This window comes from Lysinibacillus sp. BPa_S21 (genome assembly GCF_023337795.1).
Lineage (GTDB): Bacteria > Bacillota > Bacilli > Bacillales_A > Planococcaceae > Lysinibacillus.
Window position 1 is genome coordinate 88,704 of sequence record NZ_JALIRS010000005.1, and the last position, 25,464, is coordinate 114,167.

The 25,464-nt window shown below is 33.3% G+C and carries 29 protein-coding genes and 1 pseudogene; 5 read left to right on the top strand and 25 right to left on the bottom strand.

Annotated elements, in window-relative coordinates:
• Positions 1 to 14: 14 nt before the first annotated feature.
• Positions 15 to 1,004 (top strand): annotated as a pseudogene (locus tag MOK21_RS11915) (beta-propeller fold lactonase family protein); the annotation flags it as partial.
• A 543-nt stretch (positions 1,005 to 1,547) separates the two neighbouring features.
• Here MOK21_RS11915 and MOK21_RS11920 read toward each other — a convergent pair.
• The 4 genes from MOK21_RS11920 to MOK21_RS11935 all read right to left on the bottom strand — a co-directional run bounded on the left by MOK21_RS11920 (position 1,548) and on the right by MOK21_RS11935 (position 4,192).
• Complete coding sequence (locus tag MOK21_RS11920; RefSeq protein WP_249074177.1) at positions 1,548 to 2,480, bottom strand: hypothetical protein; 933 nt, start codon at positions 2,478 to 2,480, stop codon at positions 1,548 to 1,550.
• Between the two features lie 198 nt (positions 2,481 to 2,678).
• Positions 2,679 to 3,029, bottom strand: a complete 351-nt coding sequence (locus MOK21_RS11925) for a hypothetical protein (protein WP_249074178.1) — start codon at positions 3,027 to 3,029, stop codon at positions 2,679 to 2,681.
• Positions 3,030 to 3,159: 130 nt separating this feature from the next.
• Positions 3,160 to 3,987 (bottom strand): helix-turn-helix domain-containing protein, encoded by an 828-nt coding sequence (locus MOK21_RS11930; protein ID WP_249074179.1) that lies wholly within the window; start codon positions 3,985 to 3,987, stop codon positions 3,160 to 3,162.
• A 10-nt stretch (positions 3,988 to 3,997) separates the two neighbouring features.
• On the bottom strand, positions 3,998 to 4,192 hold the full coding sequence (locus tag MOK21_RS11935) for a hypothetical protein (RefSeq protein WP_249074180.1): 195 nt from the start codon (positions 4,190 to 4,192) through the stop codon (positions 3,998 to 4,000).
• Between the two features lie 203 nt (positions 4,193 to 4,395).
• Here MOK21_RS11935 and MOK21_RS11940 point away from each other — a divergent pair, with 203 nt between their 5' ends.
• A complete protein-coding gene (locus tag MOK21_RS11940; protein WP_249074182.1) occupies positions 4,396 to 4,608 on the top strand; it encodes a helix-turn-helix domain-containing protein in 213 nt (70 codons plus the stop codon).
• Between the two features lie 376 nt (positions 4,609 to 4,984).
• Positions 4,985 to 5,938, top strand: coding sequence for a hypothetical protein (locus MOK21_RS11945; protein WP_249074184.1), 954 nt, complete (start codon positions 4,985 to 4,987; stop codon positions 5,936 to 5,938).
• 120 nt (positions 5,939 to 6,058) lie between these two features.
• Here MOK21_RS11945 and MOK21_RS11950 read toward each other — a convergent pair whose 3' ends face one another.
• The 14 genes from MOK21_RS11950 to MOK21_RS12010 all read right to left on the bottom strand — a co-directional run bounded on the left by MOK21_RS11950 (position 6,059) and on the right by MOK21_RS12010 (position 14,230).
• Positions 6,059 to 6,439: a hypothetical protein gene (locus MOK21_RS11950; RefSeq protein ID WP_249074186.1), complete on the bottom strand. Its 381-nt coding sequence runs from the start codon at positions 6,437 to 6,439 to the stop codon at positions 6,059 to 6,061.
• 120 nt (positions 6,440 to 6,559) lie between these two features.
• Positions 6,560 to 7,474 (bottom strand): restriction endonuclease, encoded by a 915-nt coding sequence (locus MOK21_RS11955; protein WP_249074187.1) that lies wholly within the window; start codon positions 7,472 to 7,474, stop codon positions 6,560 to 6,562.
• A 388-nt stretch (positions 7,475 to 7,862) separates the two neighbouring features.
• Entirely contained in the window at positions 7,863 to 8,453 is a 591-nt protein-coding gene (locus tag MOK21_RS11960; RefSeq protein ID WP_249074189.1) for a hypothetical protein, read from the bottom strand.
• 185 nt (positions 8,454 to 8,638) lie between these two features.
• A complete protein-coding gene (locus tag MOK21_RS11965) occupies positions 8,639 to 9,451 on the bottom strand; it encodes a DUF6414 family protein (protein ID WP_249074190.1) in 813 nt (270 codons plus the stop codon).
• Between the two features lie 203 nt (positions 9,452 to 9,654).
• Positions 9,655 to 9,819: a TFIIB-type zinc ribbon-containing protein gene (locus tag MOK21_RS11970; RefSeq protein ID WP_249074191.1), complete on the bottom strand. Its 165-nt coding sequence runs from the start codon at positions 9,817 to 9,819 to the stop codon at positions 9,655 to 9,657.
• Between the two features lie 35 nt (positions 9,820 to 9,854).
• On the bottom strand, positions 9,855 to 10,445 hold the full coding sequence (locus MOK21_RS11975; protein ID WP_249074193.1) for a hypothetical protein: 591 nt from the start codon (positions 10,443 to 10,445) through the stop codon (positions 9,855 to 9,857).
• Positions 10,446 to 10,467: 22 nt separating this feature from the next.
• Complete coding sequence (locus tag MOK21_RS11980; RefSeq protein WP_249074195.1) at positions 10,468 to 10,983, bottom strand: HK97 family phage prohead protease; 516 nt, start codon at positions 10,981 to 10,983, stop codon at positions 10,468 to 10,470.
• 195 nt (positions 10,984 to 11,178) lie between these two features.
• Positions 11,179 to 11,316, bottom strand: coding sequence for a Com family DNA-binding transcriptional regulator (locus MOK21_RS23990; RefSeq protein WP_140423013.1), 138 nt, complete (start codon positions 11,314 to 11,316; stop codon positions 11,179 to 11,181).
• A 70-nt stretch (positions 11,317 to 11,386) separates the two neighbouring features.
• A complete protein-coding gene (locus tag MOK21_RS11985; RefSeq protein WP_249074197.1) occupies positions 11,387 to 11,881 on the bottom strand; it encodes a hypothetical protein in 495 nt (164 codons plus the stop codon).
• A 16-nt stretch (positions 11,882 to 11,897) separates the two neighbouring features.
• Entirely contained in the window at positions 11,898 to 12,287 is a 390-nt protein-coding gene (locus MOK21_RS11990; RefSeq protein WP_249074199.1) for a hypothetical protein, read from the bottom strand.
• A 39-nt stretch (positions 12,288 to 12,326) separates the two neighbouring features.
• Positions 12,327 to 13,199: a hypothetical protein gene (locus tag MOK21_RS11995; RefSeq protein ID WP_249074200.1), complete on the bottom strand. Its 873-nt coding sequence runs from the start codon at positions 13,197 to 13,199 to the stop codon at positions 12,327 to 12,329.
• Positions 13,200 to 13,252: 53 nt separating this feature from the next.
• Positions 13,253 to 13,651: a hypothetical protein gene (locus MOK21_RS12000; protein WP_249074201.1), complete on the bottom strand. Its 399-nt coding sequence runs from the start codon at positions 13,649 to 13,651 to the stop codon at positions 13,253 to 13,255.
• A gap of 74 nt (positions 13,652 to 13,725) precedes the next feature.
• Positions 13,726 to 13,995, bottom strand: coding sequence for a hypothetical protein (locus MOK21_RS12005; protein WP_249074202.1), 270 nt, complete (start codon positions 13,993 to 13,995; stop codon positions 13,726 to 13,728).
• On the bottom strand, positions 13,964 to 14,230 hold the full coding sequence (locus MOK21_RS12010) for a helix-turn-helix transcriptional regulator (protein WP_249074204.1): 267 nt from the start codon (positions 14,228 to 14,230) through the stop codon (positions 13,964 to 13,966). Before MOK21_RS12010 ends, MOK21_RS12005 begins: the two co-directional genes overlap by 32 nt.
• 102 nt (positions 14,231 to 14,332) lie before the next feature.
• Between MOK21_RS12010 and MOK21_RS12015 the strand changes: the two genes are divergently transcribed.
• Positions 14,333 to 15,115 (top strand): helix-turn-helix domain-containing protein, encoded by a 783-nt coding sequence (locus MOK21_RS12015; RefSeq protein WP_249074205.1) that lies wholly within the window; start codon positions 14,333 to 14,335, stop codon positions 15,113 to 15,115.
• Between the two features lie 182 nt (positions 15,116 to 15,297).
• The gene (locus tag MOK21_RS12020; RefSeq protein ID WP_483869392.1) at positions 15,298 to 16,491 is read left to right on the top strand and encodes a site-specific integrase; all 1,194 of its coding nucleotides are present in this window, start codon (positions 15,298 to 15,300) and stop codon (positions 16,489 to 16,491) included.
• 44 nt (positions 16,492 to 16,535) lie between these two features.
• On the opposite strand, the gene MOK21_RS12025 is transcribed toward MOK21_RS12020, so the two are convergent.
• The 7 genes from MOK21_RS12025 to MOK21_RS12055 all read right to left on the bottom strand — a co-directional run bounded on the left by MOK21_RS12025 (position 16,536) and on the right by MOK21_RS12055 (position 25,407).
• Positions 16,536 to 17,270 (bottom strand): hypothetical protein, encoded by a 735-nt coding sequence (locus tag MOK21_RS12025; RefSeq protein ID WP_249074208.1) that lies wholly within the window; start codon positions 17,268 to 17,270, stop codon positions 16,536 to 16,538.
• Positions 17,271 to 17,571: 301 nt separating this feature from the next.
• Positions 17,572 to 18,363: a GNAT family N-acetyltransferase gene (locus tag MOK21_RS12030; protein WP_249074209.1), complete on the bottom strand. Its 792-nt coding sequence runs from the start codon at positions 18,361 to 18,363 to the stop codon at positions 17,572 to 17,574.
• Positions 18,356 to 20,155, bottom strand: a complete 1,800-nt coding sequence (abc-f, locus tag MOK21_RS12035) for a ribosomal protection-like ABC-F family protein (protein ID WP_249074210.1) — start codon at positions 20,153 to 20,155, stop codon at positions 18,356 to 18,358. Before abc-f ends, MOK21_RS12030 begins: the two co-directional genes overlap by 8 nt.
• A 103-nt stretch (positions 20,156 to 20,258) precedes the next feature.
• The gene (locus MOK21_RS12040) at positions 20,259 to 20,399 is read right to left on the bottom strand and encodes an RAxF-45 family protein (protein WP_249074211.1); all 141 of its coding nucleotides are present in this window, start codon (positions 20,397 to 20,399) and stop codon (positions 20,259 to 20,261) included.
• A 1,168-nt stretch (positions 20,400 to 21,567) separates the two neighbouring features.
• A complete protein-coding gene (locus MOK21_RS12045; RefSeq protein ID WP_249074213.1) occupies positions 21,568 to 21,801 on the bottom strand; it encodes a DUF3953 domain-containing protein in 234 nt (77 codons plus the stop codon).
• A gap of 165 nt (positions 21,802 to 21,966) precedes the next feature.
• A complete protein-coding gene (locus MOK21_RS12050) occupies positions 21,967 to 22,440 on the bottom strand; it encodes a YjdJ family protein (RefSeq protein ID WP_249074215.1) in 474 nt (157 codons plus the stop codon).
• A 369-nt stretch (positions 22,441 to 22,809) separates the two neighbouring features.
• Positions 22,810 to 25,407 (bottom strand): hydrophobe/amphiphile efflux-3 (HAE3) family transporter, encoded by a 2,598-nt coding sequence (locus tag MOK21_RS12055; RefSeq protein WP_249074216.1) that lies wholly within the window; start codon positions 25,405 to 25,407, stop codon positions 22,810 to 22,812.
• Positions 25,408 to 25,464: the final 57 nt, after the last annotated feature.

Genomic DNA, 25,464 nt, shown 5'->3' on the forward strand with positions numbered 1-25,464 from the left:
GTCATTGTTGCCATCCTTGTTGTCGTTGTAAATGTAAGCCACCATTTATTCCTGTACCACCAATCCCAGTTTGTCATTATTTAGTGTATGTGACAGACGCTGGTCAGCTAGCTACTCCTGATAATAGGGTATCAGTCATTGATACAGCGACAAATACGATAGTCGCTACCATTCCAGTAGGAACGGCTCCTCTAGAAGTGGCAATTACTCCAAATGGTGCATTTGGCTATGTTCCAGCTTTCTTCTCGAATAATGTAACAGTTTTTGATACTACAACAAATACAGTAGTCGCTACCATTCCAGTAGGAGCTAATCCTCTTGGTGTAGCGATTTCACCAGATGGAACACTTGCTTATGTATCAAATCATGGACCTGGAATTGGAGATAATACGGTATCTGTCATAAGTACAGCTACAAATACCGTAATCGCTACTATTCCAGTAGGGCTCCAACCTCAAGGTATAGCGTTTACTCCAAATGGTGCATTTGCTTATGTTGCAGACGAAAACTCAAATGCCGTATCGGTCATTAATACAGCAACAAATACGGTGGTTGCTACAATCCCTGTAGGAATTCGCCCTAGATCAATCGTTTTCACACCGAACGGACAATTTGCTTACGTTACGAATGAAAGTAGTAACACTGTATCTGTCATTAATGTAGCAACAAATACGGTAGTTGCGACAATACCGGTTGGAATAGGACCTGTTGGAACAGCCATTACACCAGATGGAACACTTGTTTACATTGTCAATAAAGGTTCTAATACTGTATCTGTCATTAATACAGCAACAAATACGGTCATTGCTACAATCCCTGTAGGATTATCTCCTGACCAAGTAACCATCTTGCCAGATGGAACACTTGCTTATGTTACAAATCAGCTTGACAATACTGTGTCTGTCATAGATATAGCAACAAATACAGTAATCGATACAATTCCAGGGTTCAACGGTCCAACTGGTATAAAAACCGGGACAATCTGTATGACTTCGGGGCTCTAGAGTACTATAAAACAGGCAGCTTTCTGCAAAAAAAAAAAAGACATACCTCCTATTGTCATTTGGTAGTGACCCCTAAAGTTAGATTTTTGACCCTAACTTTAGGGGTACAGGACCTTTTGGCAATTGAAGTATGTCTTTTCGATTTAGTTTTTAACTTAGTCTACTTTGAGTTATTTGGTGTAAGCTTGTGACTACATATTTTTTTACACGCTTGAAAATGGGGCTAGTTCATCGCTAACCCCACTTTTATATAGGCATTAACAAAGCCTTTAGGATTCTAGTACATTTAATGTGGATTGAATGCATGTAATATCTAAAAACATCTATAAACATTGTTATATCAATACTTTTGTGATATTTGTGTAATTTAACAATAAGCAAAATAATGCATACAATTGAATTGTTTTGGGGCTAAGTGGGGCTAGTTTGGGGCTAATAAAATACGGCGAGCGTGTGTACAGGAATGTGTGAGTGGATTGGGAATAATACACCAGTCCTTTTTTTTAGCACAAAAAACTTTCGCATAAATCACTAGAATAAAAATCAATTGTTTATATCCTCTTTAATAAGATCCCAAAAGAGTGGTACCAAATCCCAAAACATATAAAGTATCTTTATCATTACAAAAACAGTTATAAGGAAAACCAAAAATAAAGTGGTGTAAACAACTATAAACAAACAGCCTCTTCCAATAAAAGATATTATTATTTCAGATTGCTTTTGCTTTCCATAATTTTTTTTACTGTATTTGAACCTTATATATAGATAAACTTTTCGTGTTTTTTCTTTAATCCAAACCAAGTTAAACCTTGTTTTAATTCCAAAAAGTTTTTTGTCATAATACTTATCATAATTCAAGACAAAGGGGATTCTTGCAAATCTCGGACCCATCTTATGTATTTCACTAATTGACTCATTTTCAGTTACCATCTCATTTATATAGATATCAAAATCTTCAAATCTGAGTATTTCTACCTCATTAACAGATTGATAAATACATTCAGAATATCCAGCTTTAAGCATGTTAATATCAAATTGAAGTTTCTTTACTCTCACCTGTCCCTTATACAGGGAAATAAAGCCATTCATCTTTAAAATTTTTTCATTAGAAATGTTATTTAATTTTATAAGTAATTCTCTTCCAACATAATATTTTTGGCTAATTTTTATATGACCACTTATTAAATTGTCAACGTTAACTATATGGGATTCTTCTTGACTATTATATTCATCTATTTTTTCTTGAGATTTTTTATCTGAATATAGCAGAACAAAGATATTAGCTAATGTAAAAACAACAGCATAAAGTATATAAAGCCAGTTTGACATTATTATTTCAATAATCATTTGAAACGACTCTAGCTTTACAAACTTATAGAAAAAATTAATACTGCCGCCCAATGTTAAAATCATTAATGTCAGTGCTAAATATTTCGGATTTTTTGCTACTTTCAATAATTCTATAAAATTATTCATGATATTCTCCTTATTTTTCTAATGATACTCTACTATATTCTATTATTTAATTATATTGGATTTTTCATTTTCGTGGAAATTTCAAGTCATTTAATATGAAGACTTTACATGATTATTTGAATACATCAAACTAATGATGATTAAAGACATCCTTTTAGCATAATAAGCACCCACCCTATGTGGATGCCCTTGATCTAATTAACAATTTGACAATGTTGCTTCTTGTTGAGCCTCATTTTTAATTACTGTTTCATACAATTCTTGTGCATGCATGTTAATGGCATTGACTTCTTCTGATATTTCTTTGAATAACGGAAAGAAAGCCATATCAATTAAACGCACAGTATCTTGAATTTTTAAGATGGATAAATACGCCATGCCAGGATCCTCATGCCAACCTTTTTCCGTTATTTCATCAATTTCGACCATTAATTGTGCAATTGCGTTCTGTACAGTTTTTAATTGAATCATTTGTACAGATAACCCCACAGCATCGTTACTATTTTCGAGTACTACTGTTTCTAATAAGTGTTGTGTTTGTTGCTGCATGTTTTCATTCTCCTTTTTCGTCTATGTTTTATTTAGTTGCGACTGCATTTAAAAGTAATTGTTTGTTACGATCAGACATGATACGCCATTCTTTAACCGTTACTTTCATTCGCATTCACTTCCTTTCTTATTAAAATATGTATGTTGGCCCATTACGTTCTGATAGCCAATTGTAGAAAGGTACTGGACGTACGTTTTCAGGCTTTTTCTTCATATATGAGGTGTTTGTTGTTGGATGCTTATCTTTACGTTGCAATGCCTTCTTATGAGCCCCTACGAATATGGCACGTAATGATTTAGTAACCGTCAGCACCCCTTCTTTAATATCGTTAGCCATTTTAAAAATGATGTTTTTGGCCAATATAAATTCCTGAATGTTACTTACATTAGATGCTAGCACCACTTTATGCAGATCATCCTTAAAGTTATCTGGAATAGGTAATGAATGCATAAATTCATACAGCATCACCTGATAATCTTTCATAAACTCTTTGCATGCCTCTTTTTCTGTATTAGCTTGGTTAAAAGCTTCTTGTAATGGAACAAACTCACTTTGAACCGTCTCTCGCTCAAAAGGTTTGTCAGTGCTTCCACACTCTTCTAATTGATACGACAAAATAATATAGATGTTTGCACCACGACCGCCTTTTTCCTTCGTTGTGATCTGTTTCTTAATAATCCCTAGTGATTCGAGCTTTGAAATAGTACGATAAACCGTCTTTGTACTGATCTCCAATGATGTAGCAATAGTTGCAGCCTTTAAGTGACATGCCCCTGGATACTCTAAGCTGTGACTAGCAAGCTTATAAACAATGGCACGTTCTGATTCTGTTAAATTGTAGAAATGTCGCTGGATATGTTGCTCTACGTGCTGATCCATTTCCTTTACTGAATTGAATGTTTCATATTGTGCTAAATATTCAAACGCTGCCATTGTTCTCACCTCACTTTCTATCACCGGTATTCCTCTACTTAAATACCTTACGTAAAATTTCACGCATCTGTTTTACTTCTAATTCTGTAAGTAGACGATGATATCTCATAATCCACTTCAACCGATTCTGATACCTACGGACATCTTTAATTGCATCGTGTTGTTTCATCTTCATTTGAATGTACTCATTACGTTGTTGGGTTGTTTTTGATTGGCCACGTCCACACATTGATATCCCCCCTTTCTGAATGTCAGATATTTCTTGTCCATTCACCGACTAACCTTTGTTGGTCTTTTGTTTTGCTGTTCTTTGACAATATAGTAAAACAAAAACTTTACTTTTGTCAAATATTAATTTTACTAATCTATATTTTATTTTTCTTTTGTCCAACATTTGTTATACTCTCATTGAGATAGAAAGGGGAATTATAAATGTTAACTGCAACAGAAAAATTGAAAGTTATTCTTAAACGCAAGGATATGACAGTAAAAGAATTTGCGGATTTATTAGGCACTACTCGCCAAAATTTACACAGTAAGTTAGCGAAAGATAATTTAAGTGAGGATGATTTAAAAAAATATTGTGAAGTGTTGGGTATAAAATACGAAATAAACTTTATTTTGGAGAACGACGATAAAATTTAACATCCACACAACAAAAAAACACTCTCGGCTCATCATGCAGCTGAAAGTGTTTTTCTTTTGGCCAATATAAAAAGCAACCACATTTCTGTAGCTGCTTGATTATAATATATTAATTATTAAGAGCATGTTTTAAAAGATTAAAAGAATAAATGATTAAATTTCAAATTTCACCAATTCATGCTTACTCCCACAATGGTTTTCAGCAATTCAACGGTAGGACAATGCGTTGAGACATTTAATACAATGTGGAAAATCGATAACTAATTACAATTGTCTATTTTATATGTACTTCCATTACATAATTCCCTAAAATAGGAGTTGGAAGAAACTATAATATAAATTAAATATAATAGATTAGGTTTGAGAGGAGCATGGAATGTTACCAATATATCATGATGTAAAACCAGATGTAAAAGCAGTAGCTAGAGATACTCTTGCATCGATTATTAAACACTATTTCATAGTTAAAAGAGATTCAGGAGATGATTTTTCTGATTTATTTCCAGAAACAGTATACTACACTAAAAAAGAAACATGTGATTCTGCCGCTAGGAATATTGAATTATGGAGTCGAGATCACTTCGAAAGAGATTTATCTCCACTACACGAGCATGCACTATACGGAATATTAAATTGGGCCGGGGAAATTGAAGAAGATTACAAACAAGAAAATAATGTAAGTTTATTTTTTGAACATTTAACTAGAGAAAATTTGGTATATAACGAAGAAGAATGGACCATTTCAGATACAGCCGATATGACTTTTTATTATAATAATTGCTTTAGAGATCATGATTTTTTAGATGTAGCTAACTACATGAACTTATTAGAAACACACTCGATTTCTTTTATTGAATCAAAATTCCATATAGATTTGAAAGAATACACAGACCTAATGCCTTCCGATATAGAAAAGAAAATAATAGGGGATAATTCCCAGAATAAAAAGTCTGTATTTGAGGTTGAAAATGTATTTCTTTTACAAGGAAACAAGGAGGTAAATTTAATGTCAAAAAAATTTGGAAATATTACAGATTCATCATTTGGAGACAATGTTAATCTTTTAGGTGATAATGTAAAACAAAACAAAATTATAACTGTTAACGACTCTCTCAGTGAAGTTTTTGAAGAACTATTCAAAATTATAGAAAACAGTTCAATTAGTCCATATGAAAAGCAGCAAGCAAATTACAACGCACAGGAATTACAAACGGCTATTCAAACTAAAGATAAAGGTAAGGCTAAATTACTTCATAGTTTCTTATTAAACTCATTAGGTTCGATTAGTTCACTATTAACAATTGGACAGTTTATTTCAGAAAAATTTTAGTAAAAAACCTGTGTATTAAATTAATACTTGAAAAACGAGAAAAGACCAGGGCTACTAGTACCTTGGTTTTTGTCATTATAAAAAGCCACACCTGGTTAGATGTGACTAAATCATAAATTATTAAAAACTATCTTCAAAACTATTTTTTAACAACAATTTCAAATCTTCTTCTACTAATTGACGGCGCATAATATCAAATACATAAGCTTTTTCATCTTCAAATTGAACTTTTAATAAAATATTTTCAAGCTCATCATCATTTTTAAATACAAGTTCATTTCCTATAGTTTCAATTTTAATAGCTTTTTTACCGATTCGATATTGTGACGGTAAATCATTTGGTATTGCCGAAACAAAAATAGGGTTAATATTTAGTATAGGGTTACATAAATCTAAGAACATTTTTTTAAAATAGAGAATTAATCCTTTTTCACTTCCTGTTCTTATCTCAAAACTTTTTTCATAAGCACTTTTATACAAGTTTTCCATCCATTCTTCCATTTTCTACATCTCCCTTATCATCTATCATAATAGAAAGGTAAAATATCACAAATCAAAGACCAATGAGTGGTCTTTTTATATGCTATTATTTAACAAAACTCTTTATTAGTTTATAACTAATTACTTTGAAATCACTTCACCATTATCATTAAAAGTCCATTTATCTAAGTCTTGGTCAAAAATAATTTTGTCGAATTCATCATCAAGAACTTTAAATACCAATAAGGCTATTTTTCTCCCATGATCAACGACGCTATTCATTACACTTTGACTGCTTGTAAATTCATAATCAAACCCTTTGACTCCTAGAAATACCCCTGCCATGCTAACATATTTAATATCATCGAATTCATGACGACCCATAGTTGGAGAATCCGGATTCCTAGGTAGACTATTGAATATTGGCTCTAAAACCGTTTGTAGATTCTCTTGAGGATTCCCCGCTCGATCATAAAAGTATGTTTCTCTTGTACTTGTATTTTGAGTTGTATTAATTTCTTCAGGATTAACCTTGGCTAAAAAATTTTCTCTTTCTTGTTCATTGGCTGCTACCCAAGTTAATTTAGGTTGATTCATAAAGGTTGCTGTTATTTCTATATGGATTGTTTTTATTCTACCTTCCCAATCATCTTCTTTGAATCCTCTAAGGATAGCTAATTTTATGCCTTCATCTTCTGCAAAAGTTCTTGCACCCCTTGTATATCCTTCAGTAGTAACAACGAAAGCTGTATCAGGTTTAATTTGTGAAACAGCTCCAAAGAAATCTCTTACTATGCTTATACCAACTTTTGAATCATAGTCCTTACATTCAATTAGAATTCGCTTTAATACTTTTGATCCTACATTTTGAACTGTAACATCTATTTGATGTCCTGTTTTCTTACCATCTCCACGAAGTGTTAAATCATGAACAACAACATCATTTTGGTTTAGTATTTTAAAAACTATTGCTGCAAGTTTTTCATACTTTGTACCTTGCTTTAGTTTTTCCTCAGCAATATGTTTGTCGTAAATTGTGTCCATCTCCGCACTCATTCCACAATCCCCCTTTTATTACTAACTATTGTAACATTAATAATATTTTCATTGTTATACAAAACTGAAGTGCTGTTTTTTAATTCATTCAATTATCAATATTAGATCTATTACACATTTCTGAACGAACGTTCATTTAACCAGTTGTAAAACGGCACAGAACGCCCTCGACGCGCTTTATCCTTCACAGTTTATAATTTAGTCGTCTTATTACTTAACGCTCTACAGTCTACTAAATGCCCCTACGAACACAGTCCTTAAAGCTAGAAACTCTCAGTTCTTTATATTTCCCTCCCTGAGGAAAGGAAATTATTGTCCTACACAATGCATAATAAAAAGCCTACTTAATTAAGTAAGCTTTAGAAAATAAAATATTACCTACAAACCACTAAGCCAGTACTTGTGCCAAAGCAGGGAGTAATGGTGAAAACACTGACATATGATTTGCTGCAGATTCCATAAAATTTTTATATTTATCAATAAAAGATGGAGTTCCTCTTGTTTCTTCCATGTTATTTACTAAATCTAAAAGAATTATCGAATCACTTTTAGATAAAATATTTTCATTAATAACTGCCCTTAATTCATCAAATATATTATCCTTATTTATGTTAACAATATTTGAAGAATTATCTGTAGATCCTATATTTACCCTTGAGTTAGCTCCATAAAAGTGATTTGTTATGCTTGAAGCCCATTCTTTATATTGCATAGACGATTCTTTTTGGACATCACATTGGTAGTGGGCATCTATAGAATGAAATTTCTCGTAATACCCTCTGTCTACAACGATATAACTTTCTTCGAGTCCATTAGAAAGCGTTCGTACTAAACGATCCCCTTCTTCAATTGGTAAGGTATTATCATGAATGAATATTTTGTTCTTTTGTACATTTGCCTTAATGTCAGAGTAAACCTTACCATTTTGTTTTTTTAGTATTACAGTATCCCGCGCTAATTGTTTTAATGGATTCCCCATATATTATCACCTTCCTATACTCTATTATGCTCTACAGAAATATGTAAGTCATTAACATTTTTTCTATATAACCCACAACAATCGTATATAATAAAAAGCCACACCTTGTTGATATGTGACTTCTTACGTATTATTTACATTTGTCTGTACAAGTATTTAATGTATATCTGATATCTTTAAGATAATTATTCTTGATAGATTGCTATTGGAGTTAATTCAATTGCAGGACCTTTTATTTCAAATGACTCTTCATTAATTTCACCAACATCAAAAGATAAATTTTCATTATCTAGAGTAGGGAGAATCGTCAGTAATTGCTCCTTCTTCATACTTAACTTACCAGGTAATAATTTCATTAAATCTACTTTTTGATGTGGTTGATATACCCTTTTTATTTTCGCTAAGATAGTAAACTCACCCTCAAGATCATACTTATCTTCAACGAAATTATTTGAGTCTAACGATGTAAAGAATTTATGATCCCCTTCAATATAAGGTTCTATTAGCATAGTGACTTTCTTATATTTAAAAATGTTTGATGCTAATTCTATTTTTTGAATCTGGTCTTGAGTGCTAGCCACTTCAAAAAATCCTTTAAATTGTTCAACAACATCAAACATGGAGGATAAAACTAATTCGGCTGGAGATTGTTTAAATTCTCCTGTGATCAGCAAAAACTCACCCATCTTCAATTGATTCCAAATATCATCATCAAAGCCAACTAACGTTTGAATCATATTTTGACTATCTAAAATAGTGTATAAATCTTTAAATAGGGCAGCATCTGACTTTTTAATCTGACCCTCAATTTGATGCTGACTGCCATTGTCTCTACGGTATTTTGCTAGTATTTTACCAGCGTTCCCGCCTAACTCCATTGAGCCTTGATTACTAGTTTGTTGTGTTACATTGTACTCTGTCATTAAATCATCAACTAACATTTCTAGATATTGTTTTGTTCTCTTACCGTCTTGCCAATAAATTGTAGGTAAAAACAATTATCGCACCCCCTAATAGCACATTAATCATACATATTTGTTGTAATAAATCTCCACTTTTATCTTAAAACAAACTGTATAATATGTCACTATTGGAAAAGTAAAACAATGAATGAAAATAAGTTAGATTTTTCGATAAGAAAATAAAAACACCTACCGAAGTAAGTGTTTTTTATCTTGTACTTTTATTTTGGGTAGATTAACTATTTATCTATGGTACTTCCACAAGATGGACAATACTCAACCTCTACCGCATAACCAGAACTGATTAGATTCTGGGCAAAATTAAGGTCTTGAATCTCAAAAACTTGTCCCTTATGGAAACTACCCATAGCACCACTAAAACTTTGCAACGCTCTTAATTTCATGTTTTACACCACCTTCCAAAATGTAATTATTACATCTATAAGATCCAGTCAGGATTGGATTTAATTGTGGAACACTGTTCAAACATATCCTTCACTTCTTGGATGATGTCCCCATTTTGAATATTTGAAAGTGCTGCTTTTGTTTGACGATATTCTGCTCTTTCCAGATTATCTTCCACTAGAGTAATAATGTCTAAAAATAAATCATTAACATCTTCATGCTCTTCTTTGAGTTTGTTATATGCTGCAATTACTTCACCTTTTTTCTTCAAAAAATCATTAAAAAGTTTGTCTCTTTTTTCACTTACTTTTGAAAACGATTTGGATAACTCTTGTCGATCATCATCCGATAAAGTAAATTTCGCTTTGCTGTTTTTATCTAATATGACTTTTATTCCTCTAATTTCGATTTCTAATCCAGAAATGTCATGTTTTATTTCTTTCATTCGACTAAGAGCGCCCTCATTTAAATTAGCGAGGTATGCCTGTTCTTCAAGTTCATATTCCACCTGTAAATCATTAACTTCATTACGCTTTTCGTTAAGTTTAAGTGCTAATTTTTTCTTATTTTCGATGTATAAATTAATTTTGTTAATAGTTTTAGAGTTTAATTGTTCTAAATTCATATTGCTTTCATCCCTTTCAATTTTAGAAATTCCATTTCTCCCCAATAATATCTAGCGAATTATAATGTGTAGTACTAATTTCAACTGATGTATCGTTGTAAGCTGGAGTCTGTCCCATCCCTGCAAGAGACACAGACTTTAAAGATAAATCCCTAATAAATCTTCTTTTAATACCGTCGTTTCCCGTGATCCAATGCTGTCTATAAGGCTTGAATTCAAAAGACCACCCCCTTAGTTCGCCATTTTCGGCCTGTTTAATAACTAGTTGATCTGTTATTGTACATTTAATACGCAATCCTAAATTATCTTCATACAATTCAACATTTCCTTGTTTTATGGATCCCATTTTCCGCGACTCCCTGTGATTAAATACCAAGTCCACATCTTCAGCCAACAATAAAGCTTTTTCAAATGCACCTGGTAGAATAATTTCAATAAAATCCCCATATTCCTCGCTATGCAGCACCTCACTTGGTCTGCCGACTAAATTCACATACCCCTTTAATGTGATACTTTTTAAACTTGCTAGTTTATTCAATTTCCTCACCTCCTTAAAAATTTTCATTTAGGGAATTTTTTTAGAGCAAATGGGGGCAGTCGGTGTACAGGAATTTAACGATTTTCCACCAAATACCCGGGGGGTACTCTCCAAAATAATATTTTTAATAGAAAATAAAAAATCCAATAACATACACACCACTGTGCAGCTACTGGACTTCGAGAGTCTCTAATATTATTTAACTTTGTAATGATTGATTGCTTTACAGCGTGTGCATTGTACTTCTAAATCGCAATCACTTGTACTTACTTCATACTCTTTATTCGCTTTAAGTAATAGCTTTCCGCATTTGGTGCATCTTAGTTCTTTCATAAGTTCACCTCATTATCTTTTAAGTATTGAGAGAATCACGAGTGTGTTCCTCTTTCATTTTTTCATCATGCTAATAACGTTCACCAATTAATGTTAGATTATTTATGACAGCTTTCCTTAAGGTTTCATAATCTACCTTCTGAGAATGCTCAAAATAACGTATAAACAACTTTCTATCTTCCACGCTAATTAGTTCGCATATCTCCTCGAAACGCTTGTATTGAAGTCGTATGCGTTCTAAGCGTTTCTTATATGATGCTTTCTCGTCAATAATCATAAATGATAGAATATCCGCCCTACTCGAAAGAGATTGATCATTATCATACATAGACACGCCATAACTAAATTCATACAGCTGAGCAAAGTGTGCTGCTTGTCTTTTCTCCAAATAGTTTGCTAGTTTATTGGCCTGGGCATCCATCCACAATGAATACATATACTTCCTTACTTTATGTTCTAGTTCTGAAACAAAAGTATCTGAATCACTTTCAATTGCATAAGGTGTGTTAGCTGTAATAAGTGCCAATTGTTCACCGAAAGCTTCTGAAATAATAGTTTGATTCATGCAGCACACCCTCCTTTCAACTAAACATAGCCGGATAGTTTGTTTGAATTAAATCTTCAATTTTCACACCTGTATCAAGATTTAAAAACAATGAAATCTTTATCATAGCTGTATCTCTAATCTTTGTGTAAGTCACTGAACTTATTGGTGGATCAAACTTTAAATTGTAGACATGATAATCTGTCAAGTATTCACTATTAGCTGACAAATACCTTGCTTCAATTAGAAAGCGTTCTGGTGTTGGTAATCTCTCAATAGCTCGTTCAATCATTTGGTGAAAGGCAAGATTATCATTATCTGGATTCTCTACTGTAAATTTAGAAATTCGATATCGCGCCAATTCTTTTACAACAGCTTTACGAATTTTCACTTTCTCTGCTATAGTTAAGTGTTTTAATAGTTCCATTTGTATCATCCTCGCTTCTTACTTTAGATAACCTATATTTCAATCACTCCAATCAAAATTATCTGGATCATTTCCGTCTTGTATCCATCGTTGGAATGCTATTTCTTTATCTCTCGGATCATATTGCGGTTTTTGTTTTGGTTGAGATGGTTTTTTATCAGTATTCATTTTTATAGCTAATTCCATAAATCTCTCACGAAGCTTTTTGGCTGATAGTACATTTGTTTTCCAAAATGAGTCTTCTGTTACCCAATCCATTACTTTCTTCGCTAGATGTTTATCTACTCCATCAAGCTCGATTAATTTACGCATATCATCAGCCCAAGTTTGCATATTAGACTTTTTGATTAAATGAGATATTCCAGCTTCATTTGCAACTGTAGAAACTTTCTCATGAAAGTAAATTGCCATTTTGAAATAGGTGTTGTCCTCGTCATATTTTTTTGATTGACGAGTAGTATTTATTTCTTTTATATCTTTTATATCTTTATTACATCCCTCAAATCTGAGGGTTCTCTCCATCAAATTTGAGGGTTCTCTCTCCAAATCTGAGGGTTCTCTCCAATCAGAACCGTCATTTTTGAGGGTTCTATTTTTATAGAATTTCTTTGAGTTTTTCACTTTAAAAATATTTCCATAGGGTGTTCGTTTTGTGGTTATATACCCGTGTTTTTTTAAAGTTGAAATATTCCGTTCAACTTTCGCCAAACTGTAACCTAACGATTCGGACATTTCAATATTTTTAACAGGTCTACCGCCAAGAACAATGCCGATAGTTTCATCATTCTCGACAACTTCTTTTGTAACTTTAGATATTAACCACAAAAACTCCCATAAAGCAGAACCAATTTTTTCGACATGTTCTGGCTCGAGTAGACCAGTGAAAACTGGAAAAAAGAAATTATCAGACATCGTCACCACCACCTTGTCAATGCCTATGTTGCTTAAACTGTGCAGGTGCTCTTTTATTCATCATTTTCTAATTCAAGCTGCAAAAATGCTTGTGTAGCTTGCTCATGAGTTATGAATCCTTGTTTAAGGGCAAACATTACTTTATTTATTTTTAGACTTTTTTCCGTTAAAACTGCTCGTTTGTTTCCTTGAGGGTCTAGCTTCACCCTAACTTGAGCACCTTCATAAATTGATGAACCACGATTCCATACCTGACTTGAATCGTGTCCAACAATTTTATCTAATATATCTTTAATAGTAATAACCTTGAATTTGTCATCCTCTTTTACTTCGATATAATCACCTTCTACTAAATCCATGTACGAAAAACGGCCATGTACTTTGTGCACTAAGGAAACAATATCAATGCCAAAATACACAGTTATACGTCCAATTAAATATTCTTCATTCATCTATTTCACCACCTTGAGTTTTACACATGAAAAATCACTTATTCCTATACACATGCTCGCCAAAGCAGATCTGATTACCATTCGTTCACAATTTCTTTTATTGCTTCAATTGTCGGTTCATAAAACCAGAAACGTTTTCTAGATTTTTGACGTTGATGCATTTTAACTCTCGAATCACTTAATACTGCATCTTCTAAAAATCGTTTACTAAAATTAGTGATTTTAACTAATCCCTCAATATCGATAAATAAAATTTTTTCTCGAATACATTCGTCTAATTGCTGCTGGATATAATTTCTGATTGCCTTTTCATCAATATCTACTTGTACCTGTGCGGGAATCATTAAAGTCGCGCTCCTCCCAGTTTTGTAATTCATGATTTACATCTTGTGTAAAAAAAATTTCCGAAGGGTTTTTATTTAATACCTTGCAAATGGAACTGATAGTTGTCGCTTTAGGATTAGTATTATTTGCTTCAATTTTTGTTATGGTGATTCTGCTAATTCCTGACCGTCTTGACAATTCAGATTTAGACATTCCTCTTTCTTCTCTTACATATTTAAGAATATTGTTAATCATGATTTACACCTCCTTGATTTTTATTATAAACCCCACTTTACAATGATGTCAACCATGATATACAATCAAAGAAATTAACTTATGAAAAAGGTGATCTATTTAATGAACAATGAACTAGGTTATTACCTAAAGGGGTTAAGAGGAGAAAGATCATTAAGAGAAGTTGCTGAAAAATGTGGTATTAGTCATACCTATTTAGATACCTTAGAAAAAGGGTATGACCCTAGAACAAAAAAAGAAAGAAAGCCAAATCCAGATGTGCTTGAAAAATTAGCAAATTATTATAGTGTCGATTATGAACATCTTATGTATCTTGCTAAATATATTGATGAGGATGTTTATAATGTGATTACCTCGAAAAATGGTCTTAAAAATAGAATAAAACATTTACTTACAAAACTAACTAATATTAAGGGATATTTCCTACCATTTTTAAGAAAAGACATTTTCGAATCAATTAATTTAATTTTGAATATGGATCCTGGTGACGTTATTGATTACAGAGAATTAAAAGGATATGATAAGTCGGAGTTTTTTCAGGACTATTTTTCTAATTCACCTGATGAATATGCTAAATATGAACACGAAGACATAGAAGAAGCATTTAATAAGGCGTTCAATATTATGACTATTACGGAAAAATTGGATTCTAAATATATCCACATAGACAAATTACAAGATTTCCTAGTTTCATTACAGCAGATTATAATGAAACATAATATCAACACCGAAAAAGAAAACATTTATGGTGAATCAGAACTAAACGATTTTATAAATAAGCCTAATATTTTTTATAAGAAGAACCCAATATCGGATAACGACAAAAAACTTATAACAGCTTATTTAGATGATTTCTTCACTAACAAGATAAATAATGATAAATAGATACGGTTCATTCTTTCAAGGTATGAGTTTGATTAGTGTTGTCAAATAATAGCATCCCCTTTCTATCCGAAGTCACCAAATCGCCTTTACAGGCATTAAAACGCTTTTAATCATCCAGACACTTTTATTTTACTCACCTATTCCTGTACACATGCTCGCCAAGCTTGAAAGGAATGGACAAGGTGAAGTTATATAAATCAGCAAAAGAACCTGAAATATATCACTATTTCAATGCGAATAAAGAAAAATTATGGTTGTTTCGACATAAGTATTATGATGCTACCGGAAAACGGAAAGAGAAAAAGAAAAGTGGTTTTAAAACAGAAAAAGCAGCATTGAAATCCCTACTGGAATTGAAGGCTTCAACGCTGCGAGGTGAAACTAAACATATAGAAAATGATAACCTAACTGTCGGACAATGGCTAGATATGTGGTATGAAACTAATCAAAAAAAATGGAAAATTGCTTCACAGAAACAACGCGAAATGGCTATTCGTATACAAATGAAGCCATTAATCGGTCATTTTAAACTACAACAACTAACAAAAGCGATCTATCAAAAACATTACATTAATGAATTAGAAAAGAAATATAAACCTAGCACGGTCAGATTACTTCACGATTTATTTAAAATTGCTATCAATGCAGCGGTAGAAGAAGAAATCCTAACACGGAATAAATTCCATGGAACTGTCTTGCCTTCTCTAAGAGGAAAAGAAGCAGATAAAAATTATCTTACACCTGAGCAGTTAAGTTTATTACTAAATCATATCAGGCAACACGAAGATATTGCCTATTACAGTTTATTTTTGACGATTGCTTATACGGGTATGCGTAAAGGTGAGGCATTGGGGCTTCAATGGAGGAATATCGACTTTACCAATCAAACGATTACCATTGAGCGTCATAGAGGTAGTAACGGTGTGGACTCCACGAAAACAAAGAATAGTGAGCGTACCATAAAAATAGATGAAGTTGTTTTGCAGCAGTTGAAGAGTTATCGAACAGCTGTTAAAGCACTGTTGCTGTCGCATGGTCGGAAATTACATGACGATATTACGAAAGATAATTCCTTTATTTTTATATCACCTAATACTATCGAACCTTTTGCTTCTACAGGATTAAATGCCACTTTTAACCGTATTTTAGCAGCAGTTGGGTTACCAGCTACCACTATACACGGTTTACGGCACACACATGCTACAATTTTGATGAATAATGATATTCCTGTGAAAGCCATTGCCGAACGTTTAGGGAATACGCCAGAAATAATCCATACAACATACGGGCATGTATTGAAAGAAATGGAAGATAAGATTATCGACATATTTGACCGTGCTATTGGAAATGGGGCTAAAAATGGGGCTAGCTCATAGCTAACCCCACCTCAAACCGTATTATATAGGCATTAACAATGCCTTTAAGATTCTAGTACATTTAAAATAGCATCCAGATCATTGACAGCAACATCTAAGCGTTCTTTTGCCTCGATATTTTGCTTTTTTAATTGACTAAACTCTAGTAAATTTTTCTCATGTTTTAATTTGATTGAAGACAAGCGTTCAATTCGCAATTCTACCTTTTCAATAGCTTGCTCACAAACTGCTGTCCATAGCTTTTCTGACTGCTGCATTTCAGTCGTTGATGGGTTGTGGTGACGCATAATTCGCGTATAAACTGCTTCAATTTGTTCAATTAATTCTGAATAAAAATGTCGCTCAACACGTGTTGTTTTGAATGTTGGGTGCTCTACCTCTTTTGCATATGGGGTAATTTGACGTAGTAGCTTACCAGCATTTTCTCCGAAACCATGTGATAAATTTAATACATTCATTAACTGTAAAAGTAAACGAATTTCTTCTAGATTAATAAGCTGTGAATCGATGCTTTCCTTTAGTTTTAAGGATTCCATATAACGTCGATCAAAGTGCTCAATCTCACCATTGCGTTGCTCTACTAAATGATCACTTGCATTGTCTTTTAAGCTTTTAATATAGCGAATTGCATGGCTTTTTAGCTCTTCCATCGACAGCAAGTTGTCATTGTCTTGTTGTGGCTTTCCTCGTTGAACATACGCAAATGCATCCATTTTTTTTGGCCATTGTGCTGCTGGGGTTTCTTCTGAGACATTATAGCGTATATAAATTCCGTGCATTTCATATCCTCCAAGTCCATTAAACAAGTATCTCTAAAGACAATAAATCGAATACGTTATTTTTTCAAGTAAAACACTTTTAAAGATTAAAAATCCTTCTTTTGAACATTAAAATAAAAAATTCCGAGTAGTCGATACGGTTCAGGAAGTTACATAATCAAATAAAAGATTTCATCACTTTTTCACCAAAACCTTCCTCTTACACTATACGCTACGATGAAAACAATCAAAATCTTTTTACCCTAAAAATTTTGATTGTTTTCCCTCTTGGGTATGCGGAATTTTTTATCTTTCATCCCAATTAGGAACCTTGTCGTATTTGATTGATACTTTTTCCTTCAGTAAAAGCATGAATGGATTCTATTGTTCCTACTGATTTGAAATTTGCCTTGTCATAGACCTTGGCAACCTGTTCATTGATAGGCAAAATCCAAAGAAATTTTAACCCCTGCTTTACGGACTCTTGCTGAATATGCTGCAGAATATATCCAATCAAACCTCTACCCCGATGGCTTTCAATTGTTGCGACACTCTCCACTCTCCCTTGATTTCCCGAGACAAAAATATTAGCAGTACAGCAAACTTCGCCATCCAATCTTAATAAATAATACGTAAAATGCGGGGAATGATATGTTTCCTCAAAGGCTTTTTTGATTAATGCAGGCTCTCCAAATGTCGAAATGCTCATTTCAACGGCTAACGCATCCTCCATATTAGCATCTGTTACGCGTTCAATTTGTATGGCTGGATTATGTGGTAATTGCGAGTGTTCACCATTCCAAAGCTGTACATCATCAGTAAAACTTTCATATCGAAAGCCATGAATCTCTAATGCTTCTATACATGACTGATTATCCTCCAAGTTGTATAAATACAATCTTGGAATGAGGGATTTTGATTGATAGAAATTCTTAATTTCCTGTAAAAACATATCTGGCTCAGCAATCTTCTTCCAAATATGTGCATGATTGGCGTCGTAATAAGTCGGCATTTCCTGATTATAAAATAATACCCCTTCATGCCACGTTTCCATCCTACTAAAACTTTTAATATAATTTATATCTAGCTGCATGATATGCTCAATGTTAAGCATGCTCTGTTCCTCCCCCCATCCATTTTTCAAATAAATCCTCTACCTGCTGTTCAAGCTTTTGACGTTGCTCCTTGGCAAGTGTGGGCTCTTTTAATTTCATTTCAAGCTTTTCAATTTGTTCTTCAATTGGTATTTCCTTTTTAGCAGTATAGGACTTTTCAGGTACTTCTTTTATGACTGGTTCTTTTACTACCTCTAAGCGTTTTTTCCTTGCCCATTCATAATCACCTTCAAATACTTGAATCGTTTCATGCTCAATCCATGCAACTTTTGTAAAAATCTTTTGCAAAAAATAACGGTCATGTGAGACGCCAATAATGGTTCCTTCAAAGGACTCCAATGTATCCTCTAATACCTCTCTCGCTTCAATATCTAAATGGTTGGTTGGCTCATCCAATATTAATAAATTAATATCCTCATGCATTAATTGCGCTAAACGCAAACGCATCTTTTCGCCGCCACTTAAATCCTTTACTTTTTTAAAGACGTCATAGCCATAAAATAAAAACTTAGCAAGAATATGACGTGCCTCAGCCTCTGACACAGAGACGCTCTCGCGAAAGGCATCTATTAAACGAATAGTAGGATTTTTATGCTCAAATTGCTGCGATAAATAGCCAATTTTCACACTACTGCCGACATGACATACACCTTCATTTGGTTTAACTTCCCCTAACATCATTTTTAATAATGTTGATTTTCCACTGCCATTGCCACCAACAATCGCAAGTCTTTCTCCAAAATAAACCGCTAAATTACTTTCCTTAAATAATGGTTTCTCAAATGCATGGCTTATACCCTTCATTTGCACAACCTCTTTACCACTACGTTCCGCCATTATTAAGGCTAAATTCATTTGTTTTTTCGTTGAAGGCTTCTTTACACGCTCTATACGAGCTAGTGCTTTTTCCATACTTTTAGCACGTCGATGCATGCCAGCATTTGGCGGATTCGCTTCATTTGCCCATTGCTTTAAGCGCTTTATTGTTTCCTGCATTTTTTTTATTTTCTTTTGCTGTTCTTCGTATTGGGCAAATTGCTGCTCAAGCTTAGCTTCCTTTTGTTCGACAAATGCATCGTAATTGCCAACATACGTAAATGCCTCTCCCTCTTCAATTTCAATTATTTTTTGAGCCATTTGATTCATAAAATGACGATCATGAGATACGACAATAACAATTCCAGCAAAGTTTCGAACGTAATTTTCAAGCCATTCTATTGCCTGCATATCTAAATGGTTCGTCGGTTCATCTAATAGCAAAATAGAAGGGTTACTTAAAAGGATTTGCCCAAGCATCACCTTCGTTTTCTCCCCACCACTTAAGCTACTAAAAGGCTGCTCAAGCAACGGGCTGATCCCTAGACCATTTGCAATCATCGCTAATTGTGCATCTATTTCATAGCCACCTTGCAGCATAAATTGTTCTTGCACATGGCCATATTGCTGAAGTACCTTATCTGTAACCTCTACCTGCATTTCCTGTTCTAGCTTTGTCATTTTTGACTTTAATGCATAAATTTCCGCAAATGCTTCCTCCAGCACTTCCTTCACTGAGAACATAGGATATTGTGGAATTTGATGTAAATAACCAATCGACGCTTCCTTACTTTTAATGATTCGTCCCTTATCTGGTGTATCCAAACCAGATAATAACTGTAATAAAGTTGTTTTCCCACTACCATTCACACCAACAATAGCAACGTGCTCCGATGTATTTACTTCTAATTGAAGCCCTTCAAATATAACATTTCCACCAATAATTTTTTGTATTTGTTCAGCCTTAATTTGCATCGTTTTTTCCTCCAATGAAACGTACGAAAAACATCTTTAGACACAAAAAAGACTGCTCGATTAACAAGCAGTCTTTTCCTCATTAGTCCGTGAAAAAGAATGGTTAATTCGCTACGTTTGATAATTGATTTTGCTTAAAAATGGACAGACCTATCCCGTTGCTCGCAAAATCGAAAGTAATCACACGTGCAAAATACATCGCTGTATCCACTTTTACACATGTTTTCGTAGCGTTTTTAGTCATTCCTTTTCACCTCCGTTCATTGTCATTGGATTTATATTACCATAATTCAGTTAATTTTGAAAAGGGCAAATTACATTCTTTCACATTTTTTCTATACGGACACCAAATTTTCGTTCCGACTGTTTGCTTTCTTAGTGGCGCCTGGCGGAAATGAGGTTGATTACGAAGGGGGACATAATGCTTTTAGCCTTCGTACCCCTACCCGCTTCAAACAGCCTGTAACTCAATGATCTTCAAGTAAAGTACCCAGTTAGTTTAATAAGAATATATTTAATCAATCAAATAGAACTTTGCGGTTTTCTTTTATTAATTGAATCTGTAATTAATATTAAAACTAAGATTATAAGGCATATTCCCAGTATAATTGCCCCTAGCATACTTACTCCCATTCCTTCAAATCCCCTAATTAGTTTCAAGCCAACAAAATGCGTTATGATACTTAGATTTACAAGAATTAACGGAGGAACATATACCTTTCTCTTGTTCTTGATTGCCCAAAACAACCCCAAAATACTTAGTAATGAAATGGAAATAGGCAAATAGATAAATAGAACTGTAGCAAACAAAGCTAACCCCCCCTGATGTTTATGATTTATTTTATTAACGTACCTTAACAAAATTCCCTTAATTTAACGATGCTGTAACTCAATGTTCTCTAATTAACGCACTCCGTTAGTTTAACAAGAAAATAACTTAATTCTTTATCATTTCCAATAACCTTTTCCTATTCCCCCAGAACTCCAATCGTAAAAACTGAAGAAATAAAGTACCATTTGAAAAACCAATCACTGGAGATGATGCCCGATACAATAAGGTTTAATATTCCTTTTCTAAACTACATAAAGAAAACAACGTTAGGTGATATTAAAATCAAGAAATATAATATCAAAATTTAATTTTCCACAATCCCCCCTAGCTTAATTTTACCATAATTAACCATAATATTCATTTAACTATTCTGACTATTAATTGAGTAACAACAATTCTTTTTGAAATCAACCTAAGAAAAAGATGGGATCTCTATGGAATCCCATCTTGAAGTAAAGCCTGTAACAATATATTCCCTTGATTTATATATGTAATTTTCCCTTATTCAACTAATCTGGTCCGTTAGTCGAATAAGAAATGAGGCTGCTCAAGCAACACAATTGTTCAACTCAAGTCCCCGTTACTTTAATAAGAAGCTTTTGATTGCTACAAATATAATAAATATAAATACAACTATACTTAGCCAGCCGTAACCTTTTTGTCCCTTTTGAAATTCTCTTAATCCCATTACCAACATCATTAAACCTAAAAACAACATCATATATGGTTGAAACTTAAAATCTTCAGTAATCAATCCATATCCTGCAAGTGAAATAACTGTTACTGATAAAATAATTTGCAAAAACATTAACAATTAAAATCCCCCTAAACAAGGTTACCACATATTACTAATTATTGTTAAACTATCCTGCTTCGTTAGTTGACTAGCAACAACCTTTTCGAAAACTGCTTTTATAAAAAAACGAATCCTTGTACAAATACTTATGTACTAGGATTCGCAAGCTTTATGTTGCAATAATTAATGATGATGACAGTAATTTAAACATTGTATTTTTTTCTTGTACCATAAGCCTATCGTAATACCGAAAAAAATTAATACACTGCCAACTGTCATCCAAAAGAATACGTTTCCTCCAACAGTTGAAGAATTGAAAAGTATACCGCTAATAGCCATAAATACACAACTTATAACTCCTGACAAGATAATGGCTAACAGACGATTTAGTTGATAAATGAAAAAAATTAGTACAGTAAAAATGTAAATAACACTTACTGTCATAATCATTGGGAAAAATGGTTGAAATTTAGCCGCATAGACAAAGTAATCGAGCTGGCTAATATCCTGTCCATTGACTATCTCAATATTAAATAATCGAGAAAACGGTGTGGAATATTTCCATTCCAGTGAATTGTCTATGATCTCACTTCCCTCATACCAAGAAATAGCTGTTGACATCAATAAAGTCAAGAAACCAAGAATCAGTTGTATCACATATTTAAACAATGTTCTTCTCCCTTCACGCTTTGATATTAAAGACGTTACAATAAGTAATCAGTTTCACAAATTCTGGAATACTTAGAACGAAGTGATTGCATTTCCATTCCAACCAGGCATTCTCCCCAATAACTTCATTATGTTACGCATATTGATTGTACACTTTTCCTCTCGCTGTGATTTTATTATATAAATTGTGTCTATTTCACTTGGACACGCAATAAAAAAACAATATTATGCTCTAAATTGAAATCAATCCCTTCATCATATAACATTTTCAAGACTTGTCCATCTTCAGCATCTCACTTAAAAAAAGCGTTATTTTTCTTAAATCATTAAGAAAGATAACGCTTTTTCATGTGGTTTTTATTGATTACGTTTTCGAAATAGAACAATTAATACTGGTAATATCGTTAATGCACAAAATAAGGAAAGTGCTGTATCTATAACGGTTGTAATACCAAATTCTCGTAAAATAGAAAAGTTAACAAAGATTAATGTCGAGAAGCCAACAATAACTGTCATTCCAGAAGCAGTAATCGCCTGCCCAACTTTTGAAAGAGAAACACGAATCGCTTCTTGCGCAGATAATCCCTTCTCCTCTTCTTCACGGAACCTTTCCATAATCAGAATGGTAAACTCTGTTCCAATCCCTAGTACAAGACAGCTAAGCGCCGTTGTTAGCGGATTGTATGAAATATCGAGCATTTTTAAAGCCCCAGGCGAAAAGCCTAATACTAAAATAATTGGTATCAACGGATAAAGAGCATGCTTAACTCGGCGATAGACAAAAAGTAAAGAAAGGAAAATAATGAAGAGCCCCGCACCAATCATCAGTTCACTATTTGCACCTATGTTATCAATACCATAAAGCATCATAACTTGTGCACCCGCAGGATTTATGTTTACACCGTCTATTACTTGCATATCATTCGTTATTTTATCCATTAATTTCAATTGTTCAACTGAAGAAAGATCCGGATTTATTTGAAATTGAATGGTTGCATATTTCTTATTATCACTAATAACAGTTTCTCTTAGTGAGTTTGGTACATTTTCTAGGTCATTCATTACTTGCGAAGCAGAGTTTGGTAAATCACCTTTACCATTGATTTGTAAAATAACAGTAGGAAGTGATATGACATCACTAACATCTTTATAGTTGTTTTCTACCTTTTCACTTTCAGTTAGCATCCAAGACATCACCTTTGGTTCCGTGACATCCTTTGCTTCCACTAAATAAGTAATATATGTTGTAGAACCGACTATCTTTTGTAACTGTTTTGTATTTTTTAATGTCTCCATATTTTGTGGAATCATTTTTGTTAAATCTGTTTCAGTCGGTATAGATTTTTCTGCCATAAATCCAAGACCAGATAGCGTAACCGAAACAATGAGGATCGGGATAGCAAGTTTCATAGCCACAGTAGCATATTTATTTAAAAAACGTGATATCAACGTATTTTTATCTGTAGTACTTTTAAAATCATTAGCCGATTTTTTACTGTCCAGCATATAGAATGTTGAGAACATCATGATTAATTCAACAACATAACAGAATAAAACACCAATAGCTAAAGTTAAACCAAATTGTTGCATCATCGGTGCTTTCGATAAGAACATTGTGAGGAAGCTTAAGGCCATTATAAAAACAGCAATCCCTACACCAGGCCCTATGTGACGAACTGCGTTTATTGTGGCTATTTTTGCGTCAAATTGATTATTCCTAAATTCTTCCTCGTACCTATTATGGAATTGAACACCAAAGTCAGTGCCAAGACCAATAATAATTGGCAATGTAGCCATAGTTGCTAGTGTAATAGGAATTCCAGTCCATCCCATGAAACCAAATGTCCATAGTAGCCCAATTAAAACGAAAGCTAAGGAGATAATTCGGCGTCTTACAGGGAATACAAAAAATAGGACAATAATCATCAACACTATAGCTAAACCAAGCATGATGCCTAAAGTTACAATGACTTCTTCCTGTATATCACCTAGTATAGCTGGCATCCCTGCTACTTTGACGGATAAGTTCGGATTGAAATTCGTATTTTCTATGAGTTTTTTTAACTCTTTATTTACACGTACATAAGTAGACATTTCTGTATTATTTGACGTATGCAACTGAATGACAACATGTTTCCCATTTCCAGGGATAAGTTGTTCGAGTTGATCTGGAACTTTCCCTTTGTTAGAAAAGACGATTTTATGCAGTAAATCATCATTCATATTTTGAACATTTGGCAGCGCTTTAATGATAGCTTTTTGCACATTATCTTTTTGTTGCTGCGTTAAGATTGACTGCGTGTAATTTGTAATGTCATCATTTTGCTTGTTAGTTAAAATAGCCTGCGTTAATTGCCCTTGTTCATCAGTTGAAGGCATATGACCAAGAGCAGACATTTGTTTTTGCATCTTTTGAAGCTGTTCATCAGAAAGTTGTTGTTGGGTAAATACCGCAATTTTCTCATGTTGCTCATCAGTTAAGCTATTATTCACATCATTATTGATGTCTTTCATTTTTTCATCTGGAATGGCATTTTTCAAGGCAGTTTCAAGCTCTTTATTCGCTTCATTTGTACCAAACATTGAAAGAGGAGGAGAAGTGGATGACAGCATTTCATTTAACAATCCTACATAATTAGTGGATCCTGTAAGATCCTCGATTTCTTGTGCTTTTTTTGTAAACTCAATAATTGCTTTATTAGTTTGTTGTGAAAGTAATTGATCACTATTCCCACTCAATACTACGTATAAACCATCTCCACCAAAATGCTTTTGATACGTAGCTGTATATTTATAAACATCTGATGTGTTACTTATAAATACATCGTTTCCCATCTTCATCTCAAGTTTTGTTACACCAAACGCAAAAAAGATTGTTAAACATGCTATAAAAATAATATTTATCTTTGAATTCTTTAGGATGTAGTGACCAATCTTATCAAAAATTTTATTCATACATTACTCCTCCCTTATCTATGCACATAAATCTAGCATAGGCATTGGAGGAAATCG